This is a genomic window from Kocuria tytonicola (genome assembly GCF_003687455.1).
Classification (GTDB): Bacteria; Actinomycetota; Actinomycetes; order Actinomycetales; family Micrococcaceae; genus Kocuria; species Kocuria tytonicola.
Genome location: NZ_PHOA01000036.1, coordinates 1 through 21669 on the forward strand (window position 1 = coordinate 1; position 21669 = coordinate 21669).

Here is a 21669-nt window from a genome sequence, read left to right on the forward strand (position 1 = left end):
CCCCCACCACGGATGACCTCAACCCCCAGAACCCCGACAACCTCATCGACTCCGAGCTGAAGAAGGCGGAGGGGCAGGTGGCGGTGTTCGTGCAGCTGAAGGGCCCCGGTGCGTTCGAGGCCACTCAACCGGCGGGCGTCCGCTCCGGGGTCCAGAACCCGGTGCAGGCCGCTGCGCAGGTCCGGGCCATCCGCCAGTCCGTGGACCAGGCCGCCACGTCCCTGGCCTCCGAGTCCCGGGCGAACCTCATGTACACCACGGCCAACGCGATGCGCGGCGCAGCCCTCAAGGGCGACGCCGCGCAGCTGCGTGAGCTGGCCAAGCGCTCCGACGTGGTCAAGATCTCCAAGATCGTCCCCAAGTACCGCGACAACGCGGGTTCGGTCATCGACACCAAGGCCCTCAACGCCTGGACCCAGACCGGTCAGACCGGCAAGGGCGTCAAGGTCGCCGTCATCGACTCCGGTCTCGACTACACCCACGCCGACTTCGGCGGGCCGGGCACCGCGGACGGCTACAAGAAGGCCAAGGCCTCGACCGACCTGCCGGCCAAGGACTCGGGTCTGTACGACCCCGCCAAGTTCCTGGGCGGCTACGACCTCGCCGGCGACGACTACGACGCCCGGGTGGCCAGCAGCACACCGAAGCCGGACACCAACCCCCTGGACTGCGAACTGGGCGGCCACGGCACCCACGTGGCCGGCACCACGGCGGGCTACGGCGTGGGCGCGGACGGCAAGACGTTCAAGGGCGACTTCACCAAGCTCACCGCCGAACAGGTGGGGAAGATGAAGATCGGCCCGGGCACCGCACCCGAGGCCCAGTTGATGAGCTTCCGCGTCTTCGGCTGCGAGGGTTCCACCAACCTGACCATGGAGGCGCTGGACCGCACCCTGGATCCCAACATGGACGGGAACTTCGCGGACAAGGCGGACATCGTCAACATGTCTCTGGGCTCCGACTTCGGACCGGCCGCGGATCCTCAGAACGACCTCATCGATGCCCTGTCCCGCCAGGGCATCCTCTCCGTGATCGCCGCCGGCAACGCCGGGGACTTCCACGAGATCTCCGGGTCCCCGGGCAGCGCCCGCTCCGCTCTGACGGTTGCCAACTCGCAGGGCAGCACCGCTGTGCAGGACAAGGCCGAGGGCCTCTCCCCGGACAGCGCCAAGGGTGAGCTGACCGGTTCCTACAGCGGCAGCTACGACTACCGGGGTGCCAAGCCCGAGGACCTGCAGGGTGACGTGGTGGCGGCACCCGCCGACAACAAGTTCGGCTGCACCCCCTTCTCGCAGAACTTCGCGGGCAAGTGGGTCATGCTCGACTGGGAGGACAACGGTCCGTTCCCGTGCGGCTCGAAGGTCCGCTTCGACAACGTGGCGGCCGCCGGCGGCAAGGGCGTCGTCCTCGAGTCCGACTACACGGTGGACCCCTCGGCCATCGCGGGCAACGCCAAGATCCCGGGGCTGCTCATGGGCAAGAAGTCCGTGGACAAGATCAAGCCCGCGGTCCAGGCCGGCGGGGCGAAGATCAAGCTGGCCCCCGAGTGGATCGGTGCCGCCCGGGCGGAAACCGGTCACAAGGACCAGGTCAACGACTCCACCTCTCGCGGCCAGCACGGCAGCAACGGCGTCATCAAGCCGGACGTCGCGGCTCCCGGCACGAACATCGGCTCCGCCGGTGTGGCCCAGGGCAACGGCGTGGCGGTCATGACCGGCACCTCGATGGCCACCCCGCACGTGGCGGGCATCGCCGCGCTGGTGCAGCAGAAGCACCAGAACTACAGCGTCCAGAACGTCAAGGCCGCCATCATGAACTCGGCCGTCCAGGACGTGCACGCCGCGAACGGCAAGACCTCCGCCGTGGACCGCGTGGGCTCCGGCCGCGTGGATGCGCTGCGCGCCGTGAACCAGGACGTGATGGTCTACGACAAGGCGGACGCCTCGGTGGTCTCCTCGACCTTCGGGGTCACCGAGATCAAGGACGGCAAGGAGACCTTTGCCCGGGAGCTGGTGCTGGACAACACCGGCGCTGCCGCCCACACCTACAAGGTGCGCTTCGACGCCTCCACGGACATCCCGGGAGTGACCATCTCCGCTCCCGCGTCCGTGACCGTGCCCAAGGGCGGCAAGACCACCGTCAAGGTGACGGCCACCGTGGACCGGGCGCAGCTCGAGAAGACCCACGACCCCTCGGAGGCCGTGACCCAGCTGGGTCTCGCACGCCAGTTCCTGGCCTCCGAGTCCGGCCGCCTGGTGCTGACCGAGAACGGGCAGGACATGCGCCTGCCCATGTCGATCGCCCCGAAGCCCGCCGCGGACATGCGCGTGGACAACGCCAAGCTGGACCAGTGGGACAAGGACGGCAAGACGTCCGTGTCCCTGAGCGGCACCGGGCTGGACCAGGGTGGCTGGAAGTCCGCCGTGGGTGCCTTCGAACTGGGTGGGAAGTCGGACCGTCTGGACTCCACCAAGCTGGCGGGCGGCAACTCCCAGTTCGCCGACCTGCAGTACGTGGGCGCCTCCTCCAACCTCCCGCAGCTGAAGGCTGAAGGCGGGGACGCCGCCAAGAACGGCATGATCAACTTCGGCATCTCCAGCTGGGGCAACGCTTCCACGATGAAGCCCGACACGGAGATGGAGATCGCCATCGACTCCACCGGTGACGGCCGGCCCGACAACTACGTGGCCCTGGGCCGAGTGGACGGTCTGGACTACCCGGTGGCGAACCTCTACGGCTTCGTCAACGGCGAGCTCAAGGTGATCGACCGCCAGCCGGTCAACGGCTCCTGGGGCGACACCGACACCAACACGTTCGACACCAACGCCGTGGTGCTGCCGGCCAGCGCCTCGAAGCTGGGCATCGACCCCGCCAGGAAGGACACCAAGCTGAGCTACCGGGTGGCCACGTACTCCGCGAACATCGACGGCGCGGTGGACCGCTCGAACACGATCAGCTTCAACCCGGTCAACCCCAAGGTGTCCTTCACCGGCGAGAAGTTCAACGACTCCCTGTTCACGGACCTGCCCGGCAAGAAGCTGACCGCGCAGCGCGGCTCGGCCACCGCCGAGGGCGAGGCCCTGTTCCTGCACCTGCACAACGGCACCGGTGACCTGGCCGGTATCCATAAGGGTGAGGACGGCGCCAAGGCCGAGGTGAAGCGCATCGAGCCGGCCGCGAAGGTCCCCGACACGCAGAACCCCATGTTCAAGGACGTCCCGAAGGACTACGTCTTCTACTCGGAGATCTCCTGGCTGGCGAACAAGGGCATCACCAAGGGCTGGCCGGACGGCACCTTCCGCCCCACCCAGGCTGTGCAGCGTGACCAGATGGCCGCGTTCCTCTACCGCATGGCCGGTTCCCCGCAGTACACCGCTCCCTCCAAGTCCCCCTTCAAGGACGTGCCCACCAACCACGTGTTCTACAAGGAGATCTCCTGGCTGAGTGAGCAGGGCATCACCAAGGGCTGGTTGGACGGCACCTTCCGCCCCACCCAGCAGATCAGCCGCGAGCAGATGGCGGCGTTCTTCTACCGGATGGCGGGCTCCCCGGCGTACACCGCCCCGAAGGTCTCCCCCTTCAAGGACGTGCCCACCAACCACGTGTTCTACAAGGAGATCTCGTGGATGAACAGCCAGGGCATCGCCAAGGGCTGGCCGGACGGCACCTTCCGTCCCACCCAGGCCGTGAAGCGCGACCAGATGGCCGCGTTCCTCTTCCGCTACGACCAGCTGAAGTAGGGACCGTGGGTGGGAGTCGGCCGCACCGCTGACTCCCGGTCGCCAAGGGCCCCGTTCCATCCACAGTGGATGGAACGGGGCCCTTGTTCGTGCCCTGCGCTGCGGGCGCACCGGCTTCCGGGGTCCCCGAGCGACGGCGCCCCCCTGCCCCGGTGCGGCGGCGCCCCGTCAGCGGCTCGACGGCGCTGCATTGGCCCGGGGGCTTGAGGCTCGAGGCTTGAGGCTTGAGGCTTGAGGCCGCAGCGTCCCGGTGACCCGTCAGCGGCCGTAGAGGGTGACCGCCTCGTCCCGCTTGGCCCGCACCGCCTCGGCGAATCCCGCCGGGACCCGCAGCCGCTCCAGGCCCACGGTCGCCATCTCCGGGCCGGCGTGGACCACGGACCAGCGGGAACCGGCATCGACCACGGAACGGTGCTTGACGTCGTAGTACCCGGGCTTGCCGCTGAGCGCCACACCCCGGGCCCCGTGCAGTGCACCCACCAGGTGGTGGTGGAAGCGCGTGGTCAGCCACACCTGGTGCGGGCCGAGGGTGAAGTCCCCGTCCCACGCGGCCTGGAAGGGGATGAAACCGTCCGGGGCGACGACGTCGCGCAGCCGGTCGTAGCCCACGTGATCGTCCCCGGGGATCGCCTCCAGGTAGCGCACGGACTCGCGGGGAAGGTCCCACTGCCGCAGCTGGGCCCTGGTGAAGTCCAGCATGCGCTCGAAGGCTCCTTCACCCAGGGTGTTGGACTGCACGCACACCACCACCTCGCTCGGCGTGCCCCCGGCAGCGCGCCGGTGGCGGGAACCGGCTCCCCGGTGCCCGGCGAGCATGCCGTGGGCGCGTGCGTGGCGCGGGTCCTCGGCCAGGAGGAAGGCGTCGTCGAAGCCCAGGGGAACTCCCGCGGCCTCCGCGCTGGGGCTGTCCCGCACGCTGAGGTGGTCCAGGTCCGAGAGGGGATCCCCGGCGAACGGCATGAGCCCCTGGCCGGTGGCGAACAGCCGTGCCCCGGTGAGATCGCGCACCGCGCGCATGGCCTCCACGATCCGCAGGTTCTTGGGCCAGTCCCGGTGCAGCACCCCGCCGCCCAGCAGGTGCAGGGTGCCGGCCGCGCGCAGGGCGAGCAGCCCGGCGTCGTACTTGGGGGAGCCGAGGTCCTCGACGAGGCTGCGCAGGGAGCGCTCCGAGCCGTGGTCCATCTCGTGCAGGGCGCGGAAGAGGGTGTTGACCACGTGCAGGCGCGGGTGGAGGCCGCGCAGCAGGGCCGTGACGGTCCCCGGTTCGCGCACGTCCAGCCAGACGTCCGTGGTGGGTGCGACCTTCGCGAGGTGGTTGACCCACGTGGCCGCGATCAGTTCGTCCCCGAAGTTCGGGAAGCCCGCCCACGAGATCAGGTAGACGGGGGGCTTGCGGGTGGGAGGCACGCGCCGGTGGTCCGGGAGGAGGTTGCGCATGGACGCAGGGTACCCGTGGGCCGGTGTGCCCGGACGAGGATGACGAGCCACCGCCCGGACGGAACAGCTCGGCGATGGCGCCGCGGCACGGCCCACGGGTGCGTCCCGCTCCCACGCGGAGCCGGGATGTGGCTGCCCCGGGTGAGTCCGCCAGGGCCCCGGGCAGCCGGTAACCTTTTCTCCCATGACCACGCCCCATTCCTCCCAGGACGCCGCCCCCGCCCACGGGTCGTCCAGTGTGACCCAGGGAGGCAACCGCGAGCACACCCCGCACGTGCCCCCGAAGCCCGAGCAGGGCAACTACCTCAAGCCCCGTCACCTGGTGATGATGGCACTCGGCTCCGCGATCGGCACCGGGCTGTTCGTGGGCACGGGGGCCGCGATCAGGACGGCGGGCCCCGCGGTGCTGATCTCGTACCTCGTGGCGTGCACGCTGCTGGTACTCGTGATGCGGGCCCTGGGCGAGATGGCGGCGGCGGACCCGTCCTCCGGGGCGTTCTCCACCTACGCGGGCAAGGCGCTGGGTCCCACGGCCGGCCGCGCGCTCGGGTGGCTGTGGTGGGCGCAGATCGTGGTGGTCGTGGCCGCGGAGGCCACCGCCGCCGCCCAACTCGTGACGGAGCTGTGGCCCGGCCTGCCCCAGTGGGCGTGGGCGCTGGTCTTCATGGTCGGGTTCACCGTGGTCAACCTGGTGCGCGTGGGCACCCTGGGCGAGGCCGAGTTCTGGTTCGCCCTGCTCAAGGTGGCCGCCGTGGTGGGCTTCCTGCTGGTGGGCATCCTCTTCCTCGTGGACGTGCTGCCCGCCCCCAGCCCGGGGCTGTCCAACCTCACGGCGCACGGCGGGTTCATGCCCAACGGACTCACGGGGGTGGCCTCCGCGCTGCTCGTTGTGGTCTTCGCGTTCGGGGGCACCGAGCTCGTCACCATTGCCGCGGCGGAGACCGAGGACCCACAGAAGAACGTGGCGGATGCCATCCGCACCATCCTGGTGCGCATCCTGATCTTCTACGTGGGCTCCGTGTCCGTGATGGTTCTGGTGCTGCCGTGGAACAACGAGGGCCTCTCCTCCAGTCCCTTCGTGGCAGTCCTGGCGGAGGCCGGGATCCCCGGCGCGGACGTCCTGATGACCGTGGTGATCATCCTGGCGCTGCTCTCGGCGCTGAACGCCAACATCTACGGCAGTTCGCGCATGCTCTTCTCCCTGGCCCGCCGCGGCTCCGCCCCGCGCCTCCTGGGCGCCACCACGGACCGCGGTGTGCCCCGCGCCGCCGTGGTCACGTCCGTGGTGTTCGGCTTCGTCGCGGTGGTGCTCAACTACCTGTGGCCGGAGACCGTGCTGAATGCGATGCTCAACCTGCTCGGCTCCACGTGCCTGGTGGTCTGGGGCGTCGCGCTGGTCTCCCAGATCATTCTCCGCAGGCGTGCGGACCGCGCCGGGGTCTCCTCACCACTGAAGATGTGGGCCTTCCCGTGGCTGTCCTACGTCGCACTCGCCCTTCTCGCGGCCATCGTGGTCCTGGGTCTGCTGGACTCCGCGGTGCGCATCCAGTTCATCGCCACGTTCATCCTGGTCTGCCTGATCGCGCTGGCCTGCAAGCTGCTCATCCGGGGTGACGACGACGCCGCGGCGCCCCGGAGCGCGACGTCCGTCGAGGACGACGTCGCACCCCGGGTCTAGCGGAGCATCACCCGGCGGCAGGCAGATCCGGGAAGGCCGCGGCCACACCCGGCGAGTGGAGCCGGCCGGCGCGGGTCGAGAGCCCGGTGGCGAGAGCGGCGTCGTCGGCCAGGGCGGCGTCGTCGGCCAGGGCGGCGTCGATGCCGCCTGCGAGGCGCATGACGTACGGCGTGGTGGCGTGCGTGAGCGCCTGCGTGGCCGCGACGGGGACCGCGCCCGGGAGGTTGGCCACGCAGTAGTGACGGATGCCGTCCACGGAATACACGGGGTCGTGGTAGGAGGTGGGCTGCGTGGTCTCGAAGCAGCCACCCTGGTCCACGGCCACGTCCACCATGAGGGCGTGGGGCTTGAGCAGGGGCAGGTGCTCGCGCCGCACGAGCTTGGGTGCGGCGGCGCCGGGGATGAGGACGGAACCCACGACCACGTCCGCGCGCGGCAGCTCCTCCTCGATCCGGTGGGCGTCGCTCATGAGCACGCGGGCGTTCGGGAACAGCGCATCGAGCTGGCGCAGGCGGTCGCCGTTGGCCTCCAGGATGGTGACGTCCGCGCCGGCGCCCACCGCGGCCCGGGCGGCGTGCTCGCCCACCGTGCCGCCGCCGATCACCAGGACCGTGGCGGGCACCACGCCCGGCACGCGGCCCAGCAGGATGCCGGGCCCGCCCGCGTGGAACTGCAGGTGGTGCGCGGCGTTCGCAATGGCCAGGCGCCCCGCGATCTCGGACATCGGGCGCAGCAGCGGCAGTGTGCGGCCCACGCGGACGGTCTCGTAGGCGATGCCGGTGACGCCGCTGTCCAGCATGGCCTCCGTGAGGGGCCTGCTCGCGGCCAGGTGGAGGTAGGTGAAGAGGGTGAGGTCCGGGCGGAGGAAGCCGTACTCGGGGCCCACCGGTTCCTTGACCTTGACCAGCAGCTCGGCCCGGGCCCAGGCGTCCTCCTGGGTGGTGAGCCGGGCGCCGGCGGCGGTGTAGTCGTCGTCGGAGAAGCCCGCGCCCAGACCGGCGCCCTCCTCCACGAAGACCTCGTGGCCCTGCGCCGTGAGGGAGGTGACCATGGTGGGCGTGAGGCCCACGCGGGCCTCCTCGGGCTTGATCTCGCGGGGTACGGAGATTCTCATGAGTGCGTGCTCCTTAATGGGGCGCGCGTACCCGAGGGGATGTGCTCGGGCTCGGCGGTGAGCCCCGTGCGGTGTCCCCCATTGTGCCGCGCGGCACCGGGCGCTGCCAGGGAGCGCGCGAACATGACCGGGCGCCCGTCCTCGTGAGGTCGGGCGCCCGGGAGTGCGGTGTGAGGCTCAGCGGGCCTGGATCTGGGCGGCGGCCTCCGGGTCCGAGTCGTTGAGGAACTTCTCGATCCGCGCGGCCTCGTCCGTCTCGCCGATCTGCGCGGCGGCCTGGCCGAGCGCGGCGAGCGCCCGCAGGAACCCGCGGTTGGGCTCGTGGGCATAGGGCACCGCACCGTGGCCCTTCCAGCCGTGGGCCCGCAGGGAGTCCAGGCCGCGGTGGTAGCCCACGCGCGCGTACGCGTAGCCCTCCAGGGTGCGGCCGTCCGCGAGCGCCTCCTCCGCGAGGATCGCCCACGGCAGCTGCTCCTTGGGGAACGCGGCGGCGAGGTCCTCGGCCTCGTCCCCGGCCTCGAGGCGCGCGGTGAGCTCCTGGTTCTCCTCCAGGTGGGTGGGAGCGGGTTCGTCCAGCAGGTTCTTGCCGAGCAGTGCCACGGTGGTTCCTTTCCACGGTCGTGCGGGGTTCGCTGCCACTGTACGCACGGCGGACGACGCCGCTCCACGCCGTTCGCCGCGGGGGATTGCCTCACGCGCCGATCATGATGCCCACGCCGGGCCCCAGGGGAAGGTTCAGAACGTAGAAGACCACCAGGATGACCACCCACACGACCCAGAAGGGCACCACGAACGGGAGCATGCGCGCCATGAGGGTCCCGAGACCCGCGGCGGGCTCGTACTTCCTGAGCATGGTCAGCAGCACCACCATGTAGGGGTTCAGCGGGGTCATCACCTGCGTGGCGGAGTCACCCACGCGGAACGCCGCCTGGATGAAGGCGGGCTCGAAACCCAGGATGCCGAACATGGGCACGAACACCGCGGCCATCAGGGTCCACATGGAGGAGCCCGAGATGATGAACAGGTTCAGCAGGGAGCACAGCAGGATGAACCCGATGATCACGGGAAAGCCCGTCACCCCAGCGTTCTCGAGTCCGGTGGCTCCGGTCACGGCGATCCAGGACCCGATCCCGGACCAGTTGAACAGAGCAATGAACTGCCCCAGCACGAATGCCAGCACCAGAAACGAGATCATGTCACGCAGTGCCGCGCCCATCATCACGGGCACGTCCTTGAACCCGCGCACAGTTCCAGCCACCCGGCCGTAGACGTAGCCGCTCACGGAGAAGAACACGAAGATGATGAACACGATCGAGGACAGCAGCGGTGACTTGGGCAGGAAGTGCCCCGCCTCGTTGCGCCATGGAGAGTTCGGCAGCAGCGCAAAGACCGTGAGAACTACTCCGATCAGCACGAACGTGGCGCCCGCCCAGACCAGAGCCCTTCTCTCCTGCGGGGTCAGTGCCGCCTCGACATCCGGTTCCTGGGATTCCGCAACCGTCTGCTCGTCGCCCACGATGCGGATGGCTCGGGTGTCCGTCATGAGCTGAGTCGTCTCCGGGTTGACCTCCTCGGTCGAAACCCCAGCTCGGGCAATTCGGGGTTCCAGAACCCTGTCGATGACCCAGCCCGCCACCAGCGACAAGACGATGGCGGAGACCACGTTGAAGTAGTAGTTGGACAGCGGGTTCACCTCGGTCGCGTGCTCGGCGAGCGCGGGCACCGTGGGGATTACCGCGTTGGTGATTCCCGCGAACAATGCGTCCAGGGACGTGGGGAAGATGTTGGTCGAGTACCCAGCTCCGGCGGCCGCGAAACCGCCGAGCAGACCCGCCACGGGGTGGCGCCCCGCCGCCCTGAACGCGAGTGCGGCCAGCGGCGGGATCACCACGAACGCAGAGTCCGCCATGATGGACCCCACCACGCCCACGAATCCCACGGTGTACGGCAGCATCCACCGTGGTGCGCTGCCGATGGTGAACCGGATGGCCGCAGCCAGGAAGCCGGACTTCTCCGCGATCCCGATGGCCAGCAGGATGGTTGCCACTGTCACGAGCGGCGGAAACCCGATGTAGTTCTCGCCCAGCGTGGTGGTGAACCACGCAATTCCCTCGCCGGTGAACAGCCCCTGGATGGCCACGGGCTCGTCCTTGCCAGGGACCTGGACCACCACGTGGGCCCATGCCATGGCTGTGGAGACCACCGCAGTGATGAGGAAGAGGATGGTGAACAGGGCGAACGGCTCGGGGAGCTTGTTGCCCACCCGTTCGACCCCCGCGAGGAACCGGTCTCCCCGTGTGGTCTTCGTCGTGACAGTCGAGTTCATGGATGCTCCGTGGCGGTCGAGGGCTGTGGGGAGGATCATTCGAAGTAGTCGGGCACGGAGATCCCGCCCCCGCCCGCTCGGAAGTCTTTGGCGACGTTTTGGGCCAGGACGTCGTCCCGCAGGTAGTCGAGCGCGACAGCGGCAAGCCCGTACGCGCCGTCGACCCCGGCCTGCTCTGCACGGGGAGTGGCCGCGGCTGCGGCGAACTCCCGGGAGTGCAGGCCCGTGTCCTCGGTGGCGATCCCGATGAGCGGGTGGATCCCGGGGATGCGGTAGCTGACGTTGCCGAAGTCGGTTGAGGCTGCGAGAACCTCGGAGACTGTGCCTGCAGGGTAGGGGTCGCGACCTCGGCGGCGCTGCGCCAGCACCCACCGGTCGGAGAGCGGGCCGTTGCCCAGCACGGGCAGCGTGGCCGGGGAGGAGTCCCACGCCACCTCCACGCCCACCCCCGCCATGAGAGCTGCGCCCTCCATGATCTCGTCCACCCGGCTGGACAGCACCTTCAGGGTGTCTGGCTGCTGGGACCGGACGTAGAGCCGCAGGGTCGCCTGCTCCGTGATGATGTTGGGCCTCTGACCGCCCTCCGGGAGAACAGCATGGATCCGGTCCGTGGGAGGGGTCTGCTGCCGGAGCAGTCCGAGCCCCTGGTAGGCGAGCACCGCGGCGTCGAGCGCATTGCGCCCCATGAAGGGGTGCGAGGAGGCGTGGGAGGCTATGCCGCGGAAGGTCACCTCGCACTGGCGGCGCCCGAGCCACACCTGGTCCACGAGGTCGCTGACGTACGGGTGGACCATGGCTGCCGCGTCCACTCCGTCCAGCGCACCGGCACGGGCCATGATTTCCTTGCCGCCCTCCCCCTCCTCCGCTGGCGTGCCGAGGTACACCACACGGCCCGAGAATGCAGAGGTGTCCTCGCGGAGCAGGCGGGCGAGCGCCACGAACGCGCCGAGCCCGGTCACCGCGATCACGTTGTGACCGCAGCCGTGGCCGATTCCTGGCAGGGCATCGTATTCGCTCATCACGGCAATGGTGCGGTGCTGCCGGGGGTCGAAGTCCGACGAGGCGACCTCAGCGCGGATCGCCGTGTCGAGCCCGAAAATCGGGGATTGCGCGGGGATGCCGTGACGGTCCAGGTGGCTCACGATCCGGCGCGCGGCGCGGCGCTCCTGGAAGGCCGTTTCAGGATCATCGTGAAGCTCGTGCAGGATGCGCCTGAGGTCCTCGGCCTGCTCGTCCACCAGTTGTTCCAGCCGCTGCTGCAGATCATGGGGCGCACCGTCGTGGTCCGCCAGGTGGTGCTTCAGCTGCTGCTTGCGTCGATCGGTGTCCCGCTGCAACTGGTGCAGATAGGCGCGGGAGGGGTGCGGCACTTCCCTGCACGGCGCCGTCGGTTCGTCGGTCGGAGTGCTCTGCGCGTCGTTGGAGGCCATGGGGTGGACAGTACCAAGTGGCCTGGGTCACAGCACAGCGGTGCCCCGCACGACGTCGTGCGGGGCACCGGGTGCGGCGCGGAGCGGGACCTACTTGATGGAGGTGCCCGCCGAGCCGAGGTTCTGGCAGGCCTCCACCACGCGGGCGGCCATGCCGGCTTCGGCGTCGGCACCCCACACGCGGGGGTCGTACTTCTTCTTGTTGCCGACCTCGCCGTCGATCTTCAGGACGCCGTCGTAGTTGCTCAGCATGAAGCCGGCCACGGGGCGGGTGAACGCGTACTGGGTGTCCGTGTCCACGTTCATCTTGATCACGCCGTAGGACACCGCGTCCGCGATCTCCTGGGCGGTGGAGCCGGAGCCGCCGTGGAACACGAGGTCGAACGGGCGGTCCTTGCCGATCTGCTTGCCCACCTCGTCCTGGATCTCCTTGAGCAGCTCCGGGCGCAGGCGCACGTTGCCGGGCTTGTAGACGCCGTGGACGTTGCCGAAGGTCAGGGCGGTGATGTAGCGGCCCTTCTCACCGGCACCGAGCGCCTCGATGGTCTTCATGCCGTCCGCCACGGTGGTGTAGAGCGAGTCGTTGATCTCACCGACCACGCCGTCCTCCTCGCCGCCGACGGCGCCGATCTCCACCTCCAGGATGATGTGCGCCTTGTTCGTGCGCTCGAGCAGCTCCTGGGCGATCTTCAGGTTCTCGTCCAGGGCGATCGCGGAGCCGTCCCACATGTGGGACTGGAAGATGGGGTCCTCGCCGCGGGCCACGGCCTTCTCGGACTCGGCCAGCAGCGGGAGGACGAAGCCCTCGAGCTTGTCCTGCGGGCAGTGGTCGGTGTGCAGGGCGATGTTGACGTCGTACTTCTTGGCCACCTCGCGGGCGAACGCGGCCATGGCGAGCGAACCGGTGACCATGTCCTTCACGGAGGATCCGGACCAGTACGCGGCGCCACCGGTGGACGCCTGGATGATGCCGTCCGAGCCGGCCTCGGCGAAACCGCGGATCGCGGCGTTGAGCGTCTGCGAGGAGGTCACGTTGATGGCCGGGTACGCGAAGCCCTTCTCCTTGGCCCGGTCGATCATCTCGGAGTAAACGTCAGGGGTTGCGATGGGCATGGAGTGCTCCTTCTTCTGGGTTCCCGATGCACGGTTGGACCGTGGCCTGAGGCCTCTTCCCAGTCTAGTGCGCGGGTCTGCTCACGGGCCGGGAGGGCACCGGGAACCGCAGTGATTTCCTGGGCGGGGACCAGCCGCGGACCGGGGCCGAGTGGCTCCGGTCCGCGGCGTCAGCTCCGGTCAGAGCCGCCAGCACGAGCTGGTCTGAGGGATGCCGTTGAAGCGGGCGTCCAGGTAGGCGAGCATCGAGGGGATGCCCTCCACGTAGCCGCCCAGGTGGGTGGGTGTGGCGAGGGTCTGCATCGAGACGTTGGTCCCGGAGGCGCACCAGTCCTTGGCGAGGTTCCGTCCCGCCTGGTAGGGCACGACGTCGTCGGTCAGGCCGTGCGCGATGCGCACCGGGACGCGCGGGTGGCGGCCCGCCGCGCCGTTGGTCTGCTCGTCCAGGTACGCCTTCAGCTCAGGGTCACCCAGCAGCTGGGAGAACGAGCGGCCGTCCGTGGTGAGCTTCGTGGAGCGCACCAGGGCCTCCCCCAGGACGGTGCCGATCACACAGCTGTCCTGTGCCTTGTCGTAGCGCCGCTGGCCGTCCGCGTTGAGCTTGCCGCGCACGTCCACCCCGGCGTCCTGGGCGGCGCCCATCACGTAGAGGGACAGGCCCGTGAACAGGGTGGAGTCGATCTTCTTGCCGGTGGCGGCCAGGTCTGCCGGGGGCGCACCCACCCACGCGCTCTTGAGCTGCAGCTCGGGCGCGTACTCGGAGGCACTCTCCACTGCCGACGCCGTGGCCCCGCCGCCCTGCGAGTACCCCACCGCGGCCACGGGGGTGGTGGCGTCCATGCCCTTCACCCCGAGGCGTTGCGCGGCACGCACCGCGTCCAGGACGGCGTGGGCCTGGTCCACGCGGTTCATGTAGGTGTGGGTGCCCTCGGTGCCCAACCCGATGTAGTCCGGCACCACCACGTTGTACCCGGCGTTGACCAGCCCGGAGACATTGATGCCCTCGTAGTTGGTGCCCATGGCGAGCTGTCGGGAGGGCGCACACGAGTCACCCATGCCCTGGGTGCCCGGGGACAGCACCACGAGCGGGCGCGGGCTGGACTTGCGCCACGCGTTCTTGGACTGCAGCACGGTGCCGCTCGCGGGCACGGCCTGGTTCTTGCTGTTCGTGGTCTTGTACATGACGCGCGTCGCGGACGCATTCGGCTTGATGAGCTTCACCGGGTCCACGTAGAAGGTGGAGGGCTCGGAGCGCACCACGTCCCCGTTGGTGGCCGGCAGCTGGGCCGGGGTGCTGTAGAAGTCCGCGTCCGTGGAGCCGCGCAGCTTCTGCAGGGCGTCCTCACGGGTCACGTCCCCGCGCGTGAGGCCCTCGTCCTTGAGCACCTGGTCCTGTTCGCTGCGGGGCAGCTCGGAGAAGCCCCCCTCCGGGGTGGTCTCCGCGTGGGCGGGCTGCAGTCCTGCGAGCAGCAGCCCGGCGCCGAGCGCCAGCGCTCCCGCTGATCGTCGAAGGGGCAGGGGCCGTGTGGTCGATCGTGACATGGTCGTGTGACCCTTTCGTGGTGTGATGCGACTCACAGGACCCTACGGTAACTTCCCACCCCTGGCCATAGCCGTTCGGGCAGGCCTGCCCGCGACCCCCGCGCCGGTGACGTGGCACGACGCCGCCTCTCCCCACCGCCCGCGGACCGCGATCCGACCGTCCTGGGCGCGACGCACGGGCCATCCGCCGGTTCCAGTGCCACCGTCTACATGTGCTGATGGTGAAGTAAGTACGGCCACTGACGTCCCAAAAATCCCGCTTTTCTTGTGCTTTCCGCCCCGGGGGCATGGAGGCATGACCTCGACACAGACCGCCGCCCCGTACCTCAACCCCCGCGCCGCCCAATGGCGTACATCCGCCACGACGGCCTGCGCCCTCGGCCTGCACCGGAGCATGACCGGCTACGCCCCCACCACCCTGCGCGAGCTGCCCGGGCTCGCGCGGGAGCTCGGCGTGGGCCGCGTGGTCGTGAAGGACGAGTCCGACCGGCTGGGACTGCCGGCGTTCAAGATCCTCGGGGCGTCCTGGGCAGTGTGCCGCGTCGTCGCCCGGCGCATCGACCTCCCCGCCGCGCACCTCACCGTGGAGTCCCTGCGCGCCGCGCTGGACGCCGCCGGCTCCCCGGAGCTCACCGTCGTGACGGCGACGGACGGCAACCACGGCCGCGCCGTGGCCCGCATGGCCTCGATGCTGGGGCTGCGGGCGCGCGTGTACATCCCGCGCGGCGTCGGCGAGTCCGCCGTCCGGGCCATCGAGGCGGAGGGCGCCCCGGTGCTGCCCGGCGGGCCCACGTACGACGACGCCGTGGCCACCGCCGCCGCCTCGGCCACCGGCCCCGACCAGCTACTGGTGCAGGACACCTCCTGGCCCGGCTACGAGGAGGTGCCGCGCTGGATCGTGGAGGGCTACACCACCCTGTTCGCGGAGGCGGACGAGCAGCTCGCCGCCCTCGGAGCCCACGGCGCGGACCTGGTGGCCTGCCCGGTGGGTGTCGGAGCACTCGCCCACGCCATGGTGGAGCACTACCGGGGCACCACCCGCGGCGGCGCGGCACTGCTGACCGTGGAGCCGCGCACCGCGGACTGCGTGGCCCAGTCCCTGAAGGCCGGGGAGCCCGTCACCGTGGACACCTCCGCCCCCACGGTGATGGCGGGGCTCAACTGCGGGACCCCCTGCGGCATCGGGTGGCCTGCTCTCCGGGCCGGGGTGAGCGCCGCAGTCTCCGTGACGGAGGACGAGTGCCGCCGCGCCGTGGCCGACCTGCAGGAGCTGGGGCAGGACTCGGGACCGTGCGGAGCGGCGTCGTTGGCGGGGGTGCGGGAGCTGCTGGCCACCCCCGGTGCCCGGGAGGAGCTGGGGCTGGACGGCGACTCCACCGTGCTGCTCATCAGCACGGAGGGCCTGAGCGCCAACCCCCTGCCCGCCGCGTGACACACTGACCGGGACCGTTTCCCACGAAGGAGGTCCGCCGTGCTGAATGCGGACCGGCTCAGGATCCTGGCCGAGCTCAGCCGCCGTGGCACGCTGCGCGCCGTGGCCGAGTCCCTGTCCTACAGCACGTCCGCGGTCTCCCAGCAGCTGCACCAGCTCGAGAAGGACGTAGGGGTCCCGCTCGTGGCGCGCGCGGGACGACGCCTCGTGCTCACGGACCAGGGCACGGTCCTGGCCGCACACGCCCGCACGATCCTCGCGGACATGGAGCGCGCGGAGGCCGATGTCCTCGCCGCCGGCACCGAGCCGCGCGGCACGGTGACCGTGGCCGGGTTCCAGTCCGCCGCCGTGACCCTGGTGCCCGCCGCGCTGAGCGATCTGCACACCCGGCACCCCGGGGTGGACGTGGTCTTCCGGCTCGGGGAGACGGACGAGGCGCTCGCAGCCCTGCCCGGTGCGGGCGTGGACGTGGACGTGGTGCTCGCGGAGAGCTACCCGGGCGCCGTCGTCCCGCCCGCGCCCGGTGTGGTGCTGGTGCCGCTGCTGCGCGACCCGCTGCGGCTGGCCGTGGGGGCGGAGCGCGCGGCGTCGTTGGACCAGGAGGGGGACGTCCTCGCCCAGCTGGCCGACGCCGCGTGGGCCGCCGAGCCGGAGCACACCCCGCCGCGCGCGTGGCTGGGCGAGCAGTGCCGACGCCGCGGCTACGAACCGCGCGTCACGTACGTCTCCGAGGACCTCGCGGTGCAGGCGGCGTTCGTGGCGGGCGGTCACGCGGTGGCCGTGCTCCCGGAGCTGGCGCTGGACTCCGCCCCCGAGGGGATCGTGACCCTGCCCCTGGGCAATCCCCCGCCGTGCCGCACGGTCACGGCGGCGTGGCGGGAGAGTGCGCGGAACCACCGCGCGGCCCAGGCGGTGCTGGAGGCGCTGCGACGGGCGGCTGACGCGGTCGCGGGACCGGGTGCGGCACCGGTGCGGACACCCCGCACCGTTCCGGAGCGCTGACGGTCGATGATGAGAGCCCCGGGCCCGGGGTTCGCGTCAGCGCGGTGGGCCCGCGCCATCCAGCGCCGTGCTGCACCCTGCCGCGCCATGCCCCCCCCGCCGTCTCGTGCCGCGCCCCACCCAGCGGTGATGTGCCGTGCCGCGGCGGGCTGCTCAGTCCTCCGCCACCCGCTGGCCGAAGACGTGCCGCCGGATCCAGGCGTGCATGGTCACCGCGGCGGCCGCGCCCGCGTTGATGGAGCGGGTGGAGCCGAACTGCTCGATGGCCAGAACGGCATCCGCCCGCGCCACCAGCTCCTCCGAGACCCCCGGGCCCTCCTGGCCGAACACCAGCACGCAGTGCTCGGGGAGGTCGAACGTCTCGATCAGCTGCGAGCCGGGGACGTTGTCGATCGCGAGCACCGCCAGCCCCTCCCCGCGGGCCCAGTCCATGAACTCGGCGACGCTCGCGTGGTGGCGCACGTGCTGGTAGCGGTCCGTGACCATGGCCCCGCGGCGGTTCCAGCGGCGCCGCCCGATGATGTGCACCTCCCGCGCCAGGAACGCGTTCGCGGTGCGCACCACGGAGCCGATGTTGAAGTCGTGCTCCCAGTTCTCCACCGCCACGTGGAACGCGTGCCGCCGGGAGTCCAGGTCCGCGATGATCGCGTCCATGCGCCAGTAGCGGTACCGGTCCGCCACGTTGCGGCGGTCGCCCTCGCGCAGCAGCTCGGGGTCCCAGTGCTCCCCGGTGGGCCAGTTACCCTGCCACGGGCCGACCCCGACCACGCGGTCCGCAGGCGCGGGTCCGGGGCCCAGGGGCTCGCCCGGCGCCCGGTGGGCCGCAGCGGCGTCGCCCTCGGCCAACCCCGGTCCGGACACGTGCGAGCGGTCCGGGTCAGTCAAGCCCCAGCTCGTCCTTGGAGTAGGCGTACAGGCACGGGACGCCCGCGGTCTCCTCGATGCGCTCCTTGGCGCCGGTGCGGCGGTCCACGATCACGGCCACGGCCACGACGTTCGCGCCCGCCTTCTGCAGCGCCTCCACAGCGGTGAGCGCGGAACCGCCGGTGGTGGAGGTGTCCTCGACGACCACCACGTTGCGGCTGACCACGCTGGGGCCTTCCACCTGGCGGCCCATGCCGTAGGACTTCTGGGCCTTGCGCACCACGAACGTGTCGATCGCCCGGTCCTGGTCCCCGGCGGTGCGCATGATCGCGTGCCCCACCGGGTCCGCGCCCATGGTGAGGCCGCCGGCGGCGTCGAACGCGATGCCCGCCTCGTCCAGCAGGCCCAGCATCACCTGGCCCACGTACCGGGACGCCTCGTGGTGCAGGGTCACCCGCCGCAGGTCCACGTAGTAGTCCGCCTCGATGCCGCTGGCCAGCGTGACCCTGCCCCGCACCACGGCGAGGTCCTTGATGAGGTCGCGCAGGCGCTCGCGGGCGGTGTCCAGGTCCACGGGGGTGAAGTCGGTGCTCATGGCTCCAGCTTACGGGGCGGCAGGCCAGGACAGCGGGGACGACGACGCCCGGTCACCCCGCGCGGGCCCCGCGGCCGCCACGGTGCCGGGTTCCGGGAGCGGCCCCGTGGCGGGGCCAGGGCGAGACCGCACACCCGCCCCGCGGGGAGGTGCCGTGCCCGCGGACCCGGCGCAGCGGCGTCGTCAGCGCGCGGGCCTCAGCCCAGCCGGCCGCCGGACTCGCGCAGGTAGCACGCCGCGCACAGCGACTCGTAGGTCACGGCCACGCCGTCGATGGCCACCTGGTCCCCCTCGAAGACGAAGTCCTCGCCCACGCGCCGCGTGTTGAACAGGGCCTTGCGGCCGCAGCGGCAGATGGTCTTGAGCTCCTCGAGCGAGTGGGCGAGCTCCATGAGCCGCTCGGAGCCCGGGAAGGAGCGGGTGCGGAAGTCCGTGCGGATGCCGTACGCCATCACCGGAACCTCCCGGAGCACGGCGATGCGCAGCAGGTCGTCCACCTGCCCGGCTTCCAGGAACTGCGCCTCGTCCACCAGCAGGCACGCCACGGGCTTCGCCGCCACGTGCTCCAGCAGGGCATCGGGGTCATCACCCAGGGCGTGGCGCTTGAACAGGCCCATGGCACTCTCACCGGGCGGGATCAGGAAGTCCACGCCGCGCGTGACCCCCAGCCGGGAGAGGATCTGGTCCTCGCCCTTGGTGTCCACCTGGGGCTTGGCCAGCAGCACGCGCTGCCCGCGCTCCTCGTAGTTGTAGGCGGCCTGGAGCAGCGCCGTGGATTTCCCGGAGTTCATCGCGCCGTAGCGGAAGTAGAGCTTGGCCACGGTCGGTCAGTCTATCGGCGCCGCGGCCACGCCCCCGCCCCGCCCCGCCACCGCGGGGACGACGCCGCAGGGCCGGGTTCCGCGGCCCCCGCACCGGGTGCGTCGGGCCACGCACCCGCCCGCGCGGGAGGCCGTCTGCGAGGCCTCAACCACGCGACGTCGCCCGCAGCCACGCGTCCGACGGGCGCGGCCAGCGCTGCACCCGGCCGTCCTCGGTGCGGACCTCCACGGCGTAGTCGAGCGCCTCGGCGTCCGGCGTGAACGGCAGGTGGGCCGTGTGCTCGCCGTTGAGTGCCGTCTCCGGCATGGGGGTGCGGGTGGTCTGCGTGCCCCCCGTCTGAGCGGCGTGGGGCTCCCGGCTCAGCAGCGTCACCGCCTTCACCCGGGTGCCGCCGCAGCCCTCAGCGCGCACGCGCACCAGGGAGGCGTTCTCGGGCCCGGGGCGGCGCACGGAGACGTGCACCATCCTCGGGTCGAACACCCCGCGGACCCGGCAGTGCAGCACGTCCCCGTCCCGCCAGCCGGTGGGGCCCGTGTTGCGCGGGTTGCGCACCGCGTGGGGCTCCTTGTCGACGGAGAACGTGTACCCGCGGACCTCGTACCCGGGCATGGCGGCACGCCACTGCTCGAGGGCGGTCTCGTCCTCGGGGATGCCGTAGGACGGCACGTAGACGATCTTGTTGAGGATCACGGAGTTCACGTAGGGTGCCAACCCGCCGTGGGGGCTGATGCCGGTGTCCATGCGCAGGATTTCGAAGGGACGCCCGTACCGGGTGAGCAGGGGTTCCAGGTGCTCGGTCACGATCGCGTCGTAGCGCTCCCGCAGCGGGTGGTCCGCGGGCGGGCGCAGCACCAAAAGCCGCTCCTCGTCCAGAACCTTGAGCAGGCAGTCCGCGTGCTGGATGCCCCAGTTCTCGTAGTCGGGCAGCACCACGTGCTCGCTCATGCCCGTGGCCGCGGAGGCGTCCTGGCGCACCTCGTCCCACGTGGCGCCGTCGAACGCGTTCTCCGCGGCGAGCACCTCGGTGCTGAGGAGCATGTCGTGCCCGTCCGAGAGCACGTTGCCCCCGGTGAAGGCGTGCGGGAGCCGCTCGAACGGCAGCCCCAGGGCCCTCGCGAGGGCGGGCTGGGCGCGCTGGTCGAGCGGTTCGTACTCCAGGGCCGCGAGAGGCGCACGGTCCGCGGTCTCCAACGGCGCCCCCGGCTCGTGGGCGGTGAACGGTGTGGCGTACACGTACCGCGGGCCCACGCACCACAGCTGCCCGTGCTCGTCCATCACGGGGTGCGGGCCCCAGTCGCGCACCCACACGGCGTCGTCGCCCTGCGGGGCGCGCACGAACGTGACCCGGTCCGGGGCCACACCCTGGGACGCGAACCACGCGGCGGCGTCGGTCTCCGAGGCGGAGTCCGTCACGAGGACCCACAGGTGCTCGTCCAGCGCGAGGTCCCGCAGCAGGGCCCCGGGCAGCCCCGCGGGCCAGGTGACGAAGGCCCCGAGCGCGGGCTCCCATTCGGCAACGAGTCGTTTCTTCACAGTGCGGCCTTCCGAAGCGGTCGTCGTGCGGTTCGACGGAGGGATCGGCCACAGCGGCGCGACGCCCCGGCGCCTGAGCACCCCTCGACCTTACAGGCGCCGCCCGCTCCCGGGGGAGCGGGCGGCGGGACCGTCACCGAGGACCTCAGACGCGCGGTCGGCCGGTCGGCGAGTGGCGGCGCCGTCCCACGACCACCAGGACGACCGAGCCGATGATGAACATGACCAGGGGAATGACGGAGCCCTCCAGGCCGAGGGGCCCGCCGGTGAGCAGGGCGGAGCTGGCCTCGTCCGGGGTGTAGTGGCCCACGGCGGTGCCCACGCGGGTGTGGGAGACGGGAGCCCCCCACAGGTTGCCCTGGCTCCAGTTCCAGACGGTGTGGAAAGCGCAGGCACCCCACAGGCTGCCGGAGACCCACACCCAGAGGCCCAGGAACACGGAGACGCCGCAGAGGTTGGCCCAGGCCACCCAGGTGAGACCGCCGTTGGCGCCGTGCAGCACGGCGAACACCACGGTCTGGACGACGATGGCCGCCACCAGGCCCCAGCGGGGTGCCACGGCCTGCATGAGGTAGCCGCGATCCGCGATCTCCTCGGTGGAGGCCTGGATGGCGAAGCCGATGAGCAGCACCAGTGCCGGCAGCAGCATGCCCCACGTGGGGGTGCCGAGGGTCGCGGTTCCCATGGCCACGTTGACCAGTACGGTGACGGTGGTCATGACAAGGCCCAGGGCCGCCCCGAGCACGACGCCGCGGCCCAGCCCACCCCGGAAGCCGAGGGAGGAGACGGGACGCTTCTCCTTGAACTTCACCCAGGCGAAGAACAGCAGCATGGGGATCAGGAAGGACGAGGTCAGCAACAGCTGCCCACCGAACGAATCCGTGGGCAGCATGGTGGCGAGGGGCGCCACGGGAAGCTGGCCGAGAAGCATGATGAGCAGCGTGACCACGATCGCCAGGATCGGGCCGGTGGGGCGCCGGGCTTCGGACATGCCCTCCAGCGCGGGACGGGCGGGGCGGGACCGCAGGGGCGGTTCCGTGC

At 71.0% G+C, this 21669-nt stretch carries 16 protein-coding genes; 4 read left to right on the plus strand and 12 right to left on the minus strand.

The annotated features are described in order from the left end of the window. Nucleotides 1–3740 (plus strand): S8 family serine peptidase (locus CWC38_RS05870; RefSeq protein WP_121845885.1); only part of this gene is annotated, 3740 nt, incomplete at its 5' end. Between the two features lie 258 nt (nucleotides 3741–3998). Here CWC38_RS05870 and CWC38_RS05875 read toward each other — a convergent pair. Beyond that, nucleotides 3999–5177: a polysaccharide pyruvyl transferase family protein gene (locus CWC38_RS05875; protein ID WP_121845886.1), complete on the minus strand. Its 1179-nt coding sequence runs from the start codon at nucleotides 5175–5177 to the stop codon at nucleotides 3999–4001. A 184-nt stretch (nucleotides 5178–5361) separates the two neighbouring features. Between CWC38_RS05875 and CWC38_RS05880 the strand changes: the two genes are divergently transcribed. Continuing rightward, nucleotides 5362–6855: an amino acid permease gene (locus tag CWC38_RS05880; protein WP_121845887.1), complete on the plus strand. Its 1494-nt coding sequence runs from the start codon at nucleotides 5362–5364 to the stop codon at nucleotides 6853–6855. 7 nt (nucleotides 6856–6862) lie between these two features. On the opposite strand, the gene ald is transcribed toward CWC38_RS05880, so the two are convergent. The 6 genes from ald to CWC38_RS05910 form a co-directional block, all read right to left on the minus strand. Continuing rightward, entirely contained in the window at nucleotides 6863–7969 is a 1107-nt protein-coding gene (gene ald / locus CWC38_RS05885; RefSeq protein WP_121845888.1) for an alanine dehydrogenase, read from the minus strand. 177 nt (nucleotides 7970–8146) lie between these two features. After that, nucleotides 8147–8569 carry a DUF3151 domain-containing protein gene (locus CWC38_RS05890; RefSeq protein WP_240625077.1) on the minus strand — a complete coding sequence of 141 codons (423 nt, stop codon included), beginning with the start codon at nucleotides 8567–8569 and terminating at the stop codon, nucleotides 8147–8149. 91 nt (nucleotides 8570–8660) lie between these two features. Further along, nucleotides 8661–10295 carry an AbgT family transporter gene (locus tag CWC38_RS05895; RefSeq protein ID WP_121845890.1) on the minus strand — a complete coding sequence of 545 codons (1635 nt, stop codon included), beginning with the start codon at nucleotides 10293–10295 and terminating at the stop codon, nucleotides 8661–8663. Between the two features lie 35 nt (nucleotides 10296–10330). Beyond that, nucleotides 10331–11725: a M20 family metallopeptidase gene (locus tag CWC38_RS05900; RefSeq protein ID WP_121845891.1), complete on the minus strand. Its 1395-nt coding sequence runs from the start codon at nucleotides 11723–11725 to the stop codon at nucleotides 10331–10333. Between the two features lie 90 nt (nucleotides 11726–11815). Beyond that, nucleotides 11816–12838, minus strand: a complete 1023-nt coding sequence (gene fbaA, locus CWC38_RS05905; protein ID WP_121845892.1) for a class II fructose-bisphosphate aldolase — start codon at nucleotides 12836–12838, stop codon at nucleotides 11816–11818. A 180-nt stretch (nucleotides 12839–13018) separates the two neighbouring features. Next, complete coding sequence (locus CWC38_RS05910) at nucleotides 13019–14380, minus strand: lipase family protein (RefSeq protein WP_121845893.1); 1362 nt, start codon at nucleotides 14378–14380, stop codon at nucleotides 13019–13021. 295 nt (nucleotides 14381–14675) lie between these two features. Between CWC38_RS05910 and CWC38_RS05915 the strand changes: the two genes are divergently transcribed. Together CWC38_RS05915 and CWC38_RS05920 are read left to right on the plus strand one after the other, a co-directional pair. Beyond that, nucleotides 14676–15812 carry a diaminopropionate ammonia-lyase gene (locus CWC38_RS05915; RefSeq protein ID WP_121845894.1) on the plus strand — a complete coding sequence of 379 codons (1137 nt, stop codon included), beginning with the start codon at nucleotides 14676–14678 and terminating at the stop codon, nucleotides 15810–15812. Between the two features lie 39 nt (nucleotides 15813–15851). Further along, a complete protein-coding gene (locus CWC38_RS05920) occupies nucleotides 15852–16814 on the plus strand; it encodes a LysR family transcriptional regulator (RefSeq protein ID WP_121845895.1) in 963 nt (320 codons plus the stop codon). A 153-nt stretch (nucleotides 16815–16967) separates the two neighbouring features. Here CWC38_RS05920 and CWC38_RS05925 read toward each other — a convergent pair whose 3' ends face one another. The 5 genes from CWC38_RS05925 to CWC38_RS05945 form a co-directional block, all read right to left on the minus strand. Continuing rightward, complete coding sequence (locus CWC38_RS05925; protein WP_121845900.1) at nucleotides 16968–17612, minus strand: TrmH family RNA methyltransferase; 645 nt, start codon at nucleotides 17610–17612, stop codon at nucleotides 16968–16970. A gap of 79 nt (nucleotides 17613–17691) precedes the next feature. Continuing rightward, nucleotides 17692–18273, minus strand: a complete 582-nt coding sequence (gene pyrE, locus CWC38_RS05930; protein WP_121845896.1) for an orotate phosphoribosyltransferase — start codon at nucleotides 18271–18273, stop codon at nucleotides 17692–17694. Nucleotides 18274–18470: 197 nt separating this feature from the next. Then, nucleotides 18471–19094, minus strand: a complete 624-nt coding sequence (locus CWC38_RS05935) for a thymidine kinase (protein ID WP_121845897.1) — start codon at nucleotides 19092–19094, stop codon at nucleotides 18471–18473. Between the two features lie 145 nt (nucleotides 19095–19239). Further along, the gene (locus CWC38_RS05940; protein ID WP_121845898.1) at nucleotides 19240–20628 is read right to left on the minus strand and encodes an agmatine deiminase family protein; all 1389 of its coding nucleotides are present in this window, start codon (nucleotides 20626–20628) and stop codon (nucleotides 19240–19242) included. Nucleotides 20629–20773: 145 nt separating this feature from the next. Continuing rightward, on the minus strand, nucleotides 20774–21669 hold an 896-nt coding region (locus CWC38_RS05945), incomplete at its 5' end, for a CPBP family intramembrane glutamic endopeptidase (RefSeq protein WP_206059860.1).

What these genes read in the sequence shown, in the direction of transcription:
- ald (WP_121845888.1), bottom strand. Translation starts at nt 7,969, where the DNA reads ATGAGAATCTCCGTACCCCGCGAGATCAAGCCCGAGGAGGCCCGCGTG.
- CWC38_RS05895 (WP_121845890.1), bottom strand. Translation starts at nt 10,295, where the DNA reads ATGAACTCGACTGTCACGACGAAGACCACACGGGGAGACCGGTTCCTC.
- CWC38_RS05875 (WP_121845886.1), bottom strand. Translation starts at nt 5,177, where the DNA reads ATGCGCAACCTCCTCCCGGACCACCGGCGCGTGCCTCCCACCCGCAAG.
- fbaA (WP_121845892.1), bottom strand. Translation starts at nt 12,838, where the DNA reads ATGCCCATCGCAACCCCTGACGTTTACTCCGAGATGATCGACCGGGCC.
- CWC38_RS05915 (WP_121845894.1), top strand. Translation starts at nt 14,676, where the DNA reads ATGACCTCGACACAGACCGCCGCCCCGTACCTCAACCCCCGCGCCGCC.
- CWC38_RS05910 (WP_121845893.1), bottom strand. Translation starts at nt 14,380, where the DNA reads ATGTCACGATCGACCACACGGCCCCTGCCCCTTCGACGATCAGCGGGA.
- pyrE (WP_121845896.1), bottom strand. Translation starts at nt 18,273, where the DNA reads ATGAGCACCGACTTCACCCCCGTGGACCTGGACACCGCCCGCGAGCGC.
- CWC38_RS05900 (WP_121845891.1), bottom strand. Translation starts at nt 11,725, where the DNA reads ATGGCCTCCAACGACGCGCAGAGCACTCCGACCGACGAACCGACGGCG.
- CWC38_RS05880 (WP_121845887.1), top strand. Translation starts at nt 5,362, where the DNA reads ATGACCACGCCCCATTCCTCCCAGGACGCCGCCCCCGCCCACGGGTCG.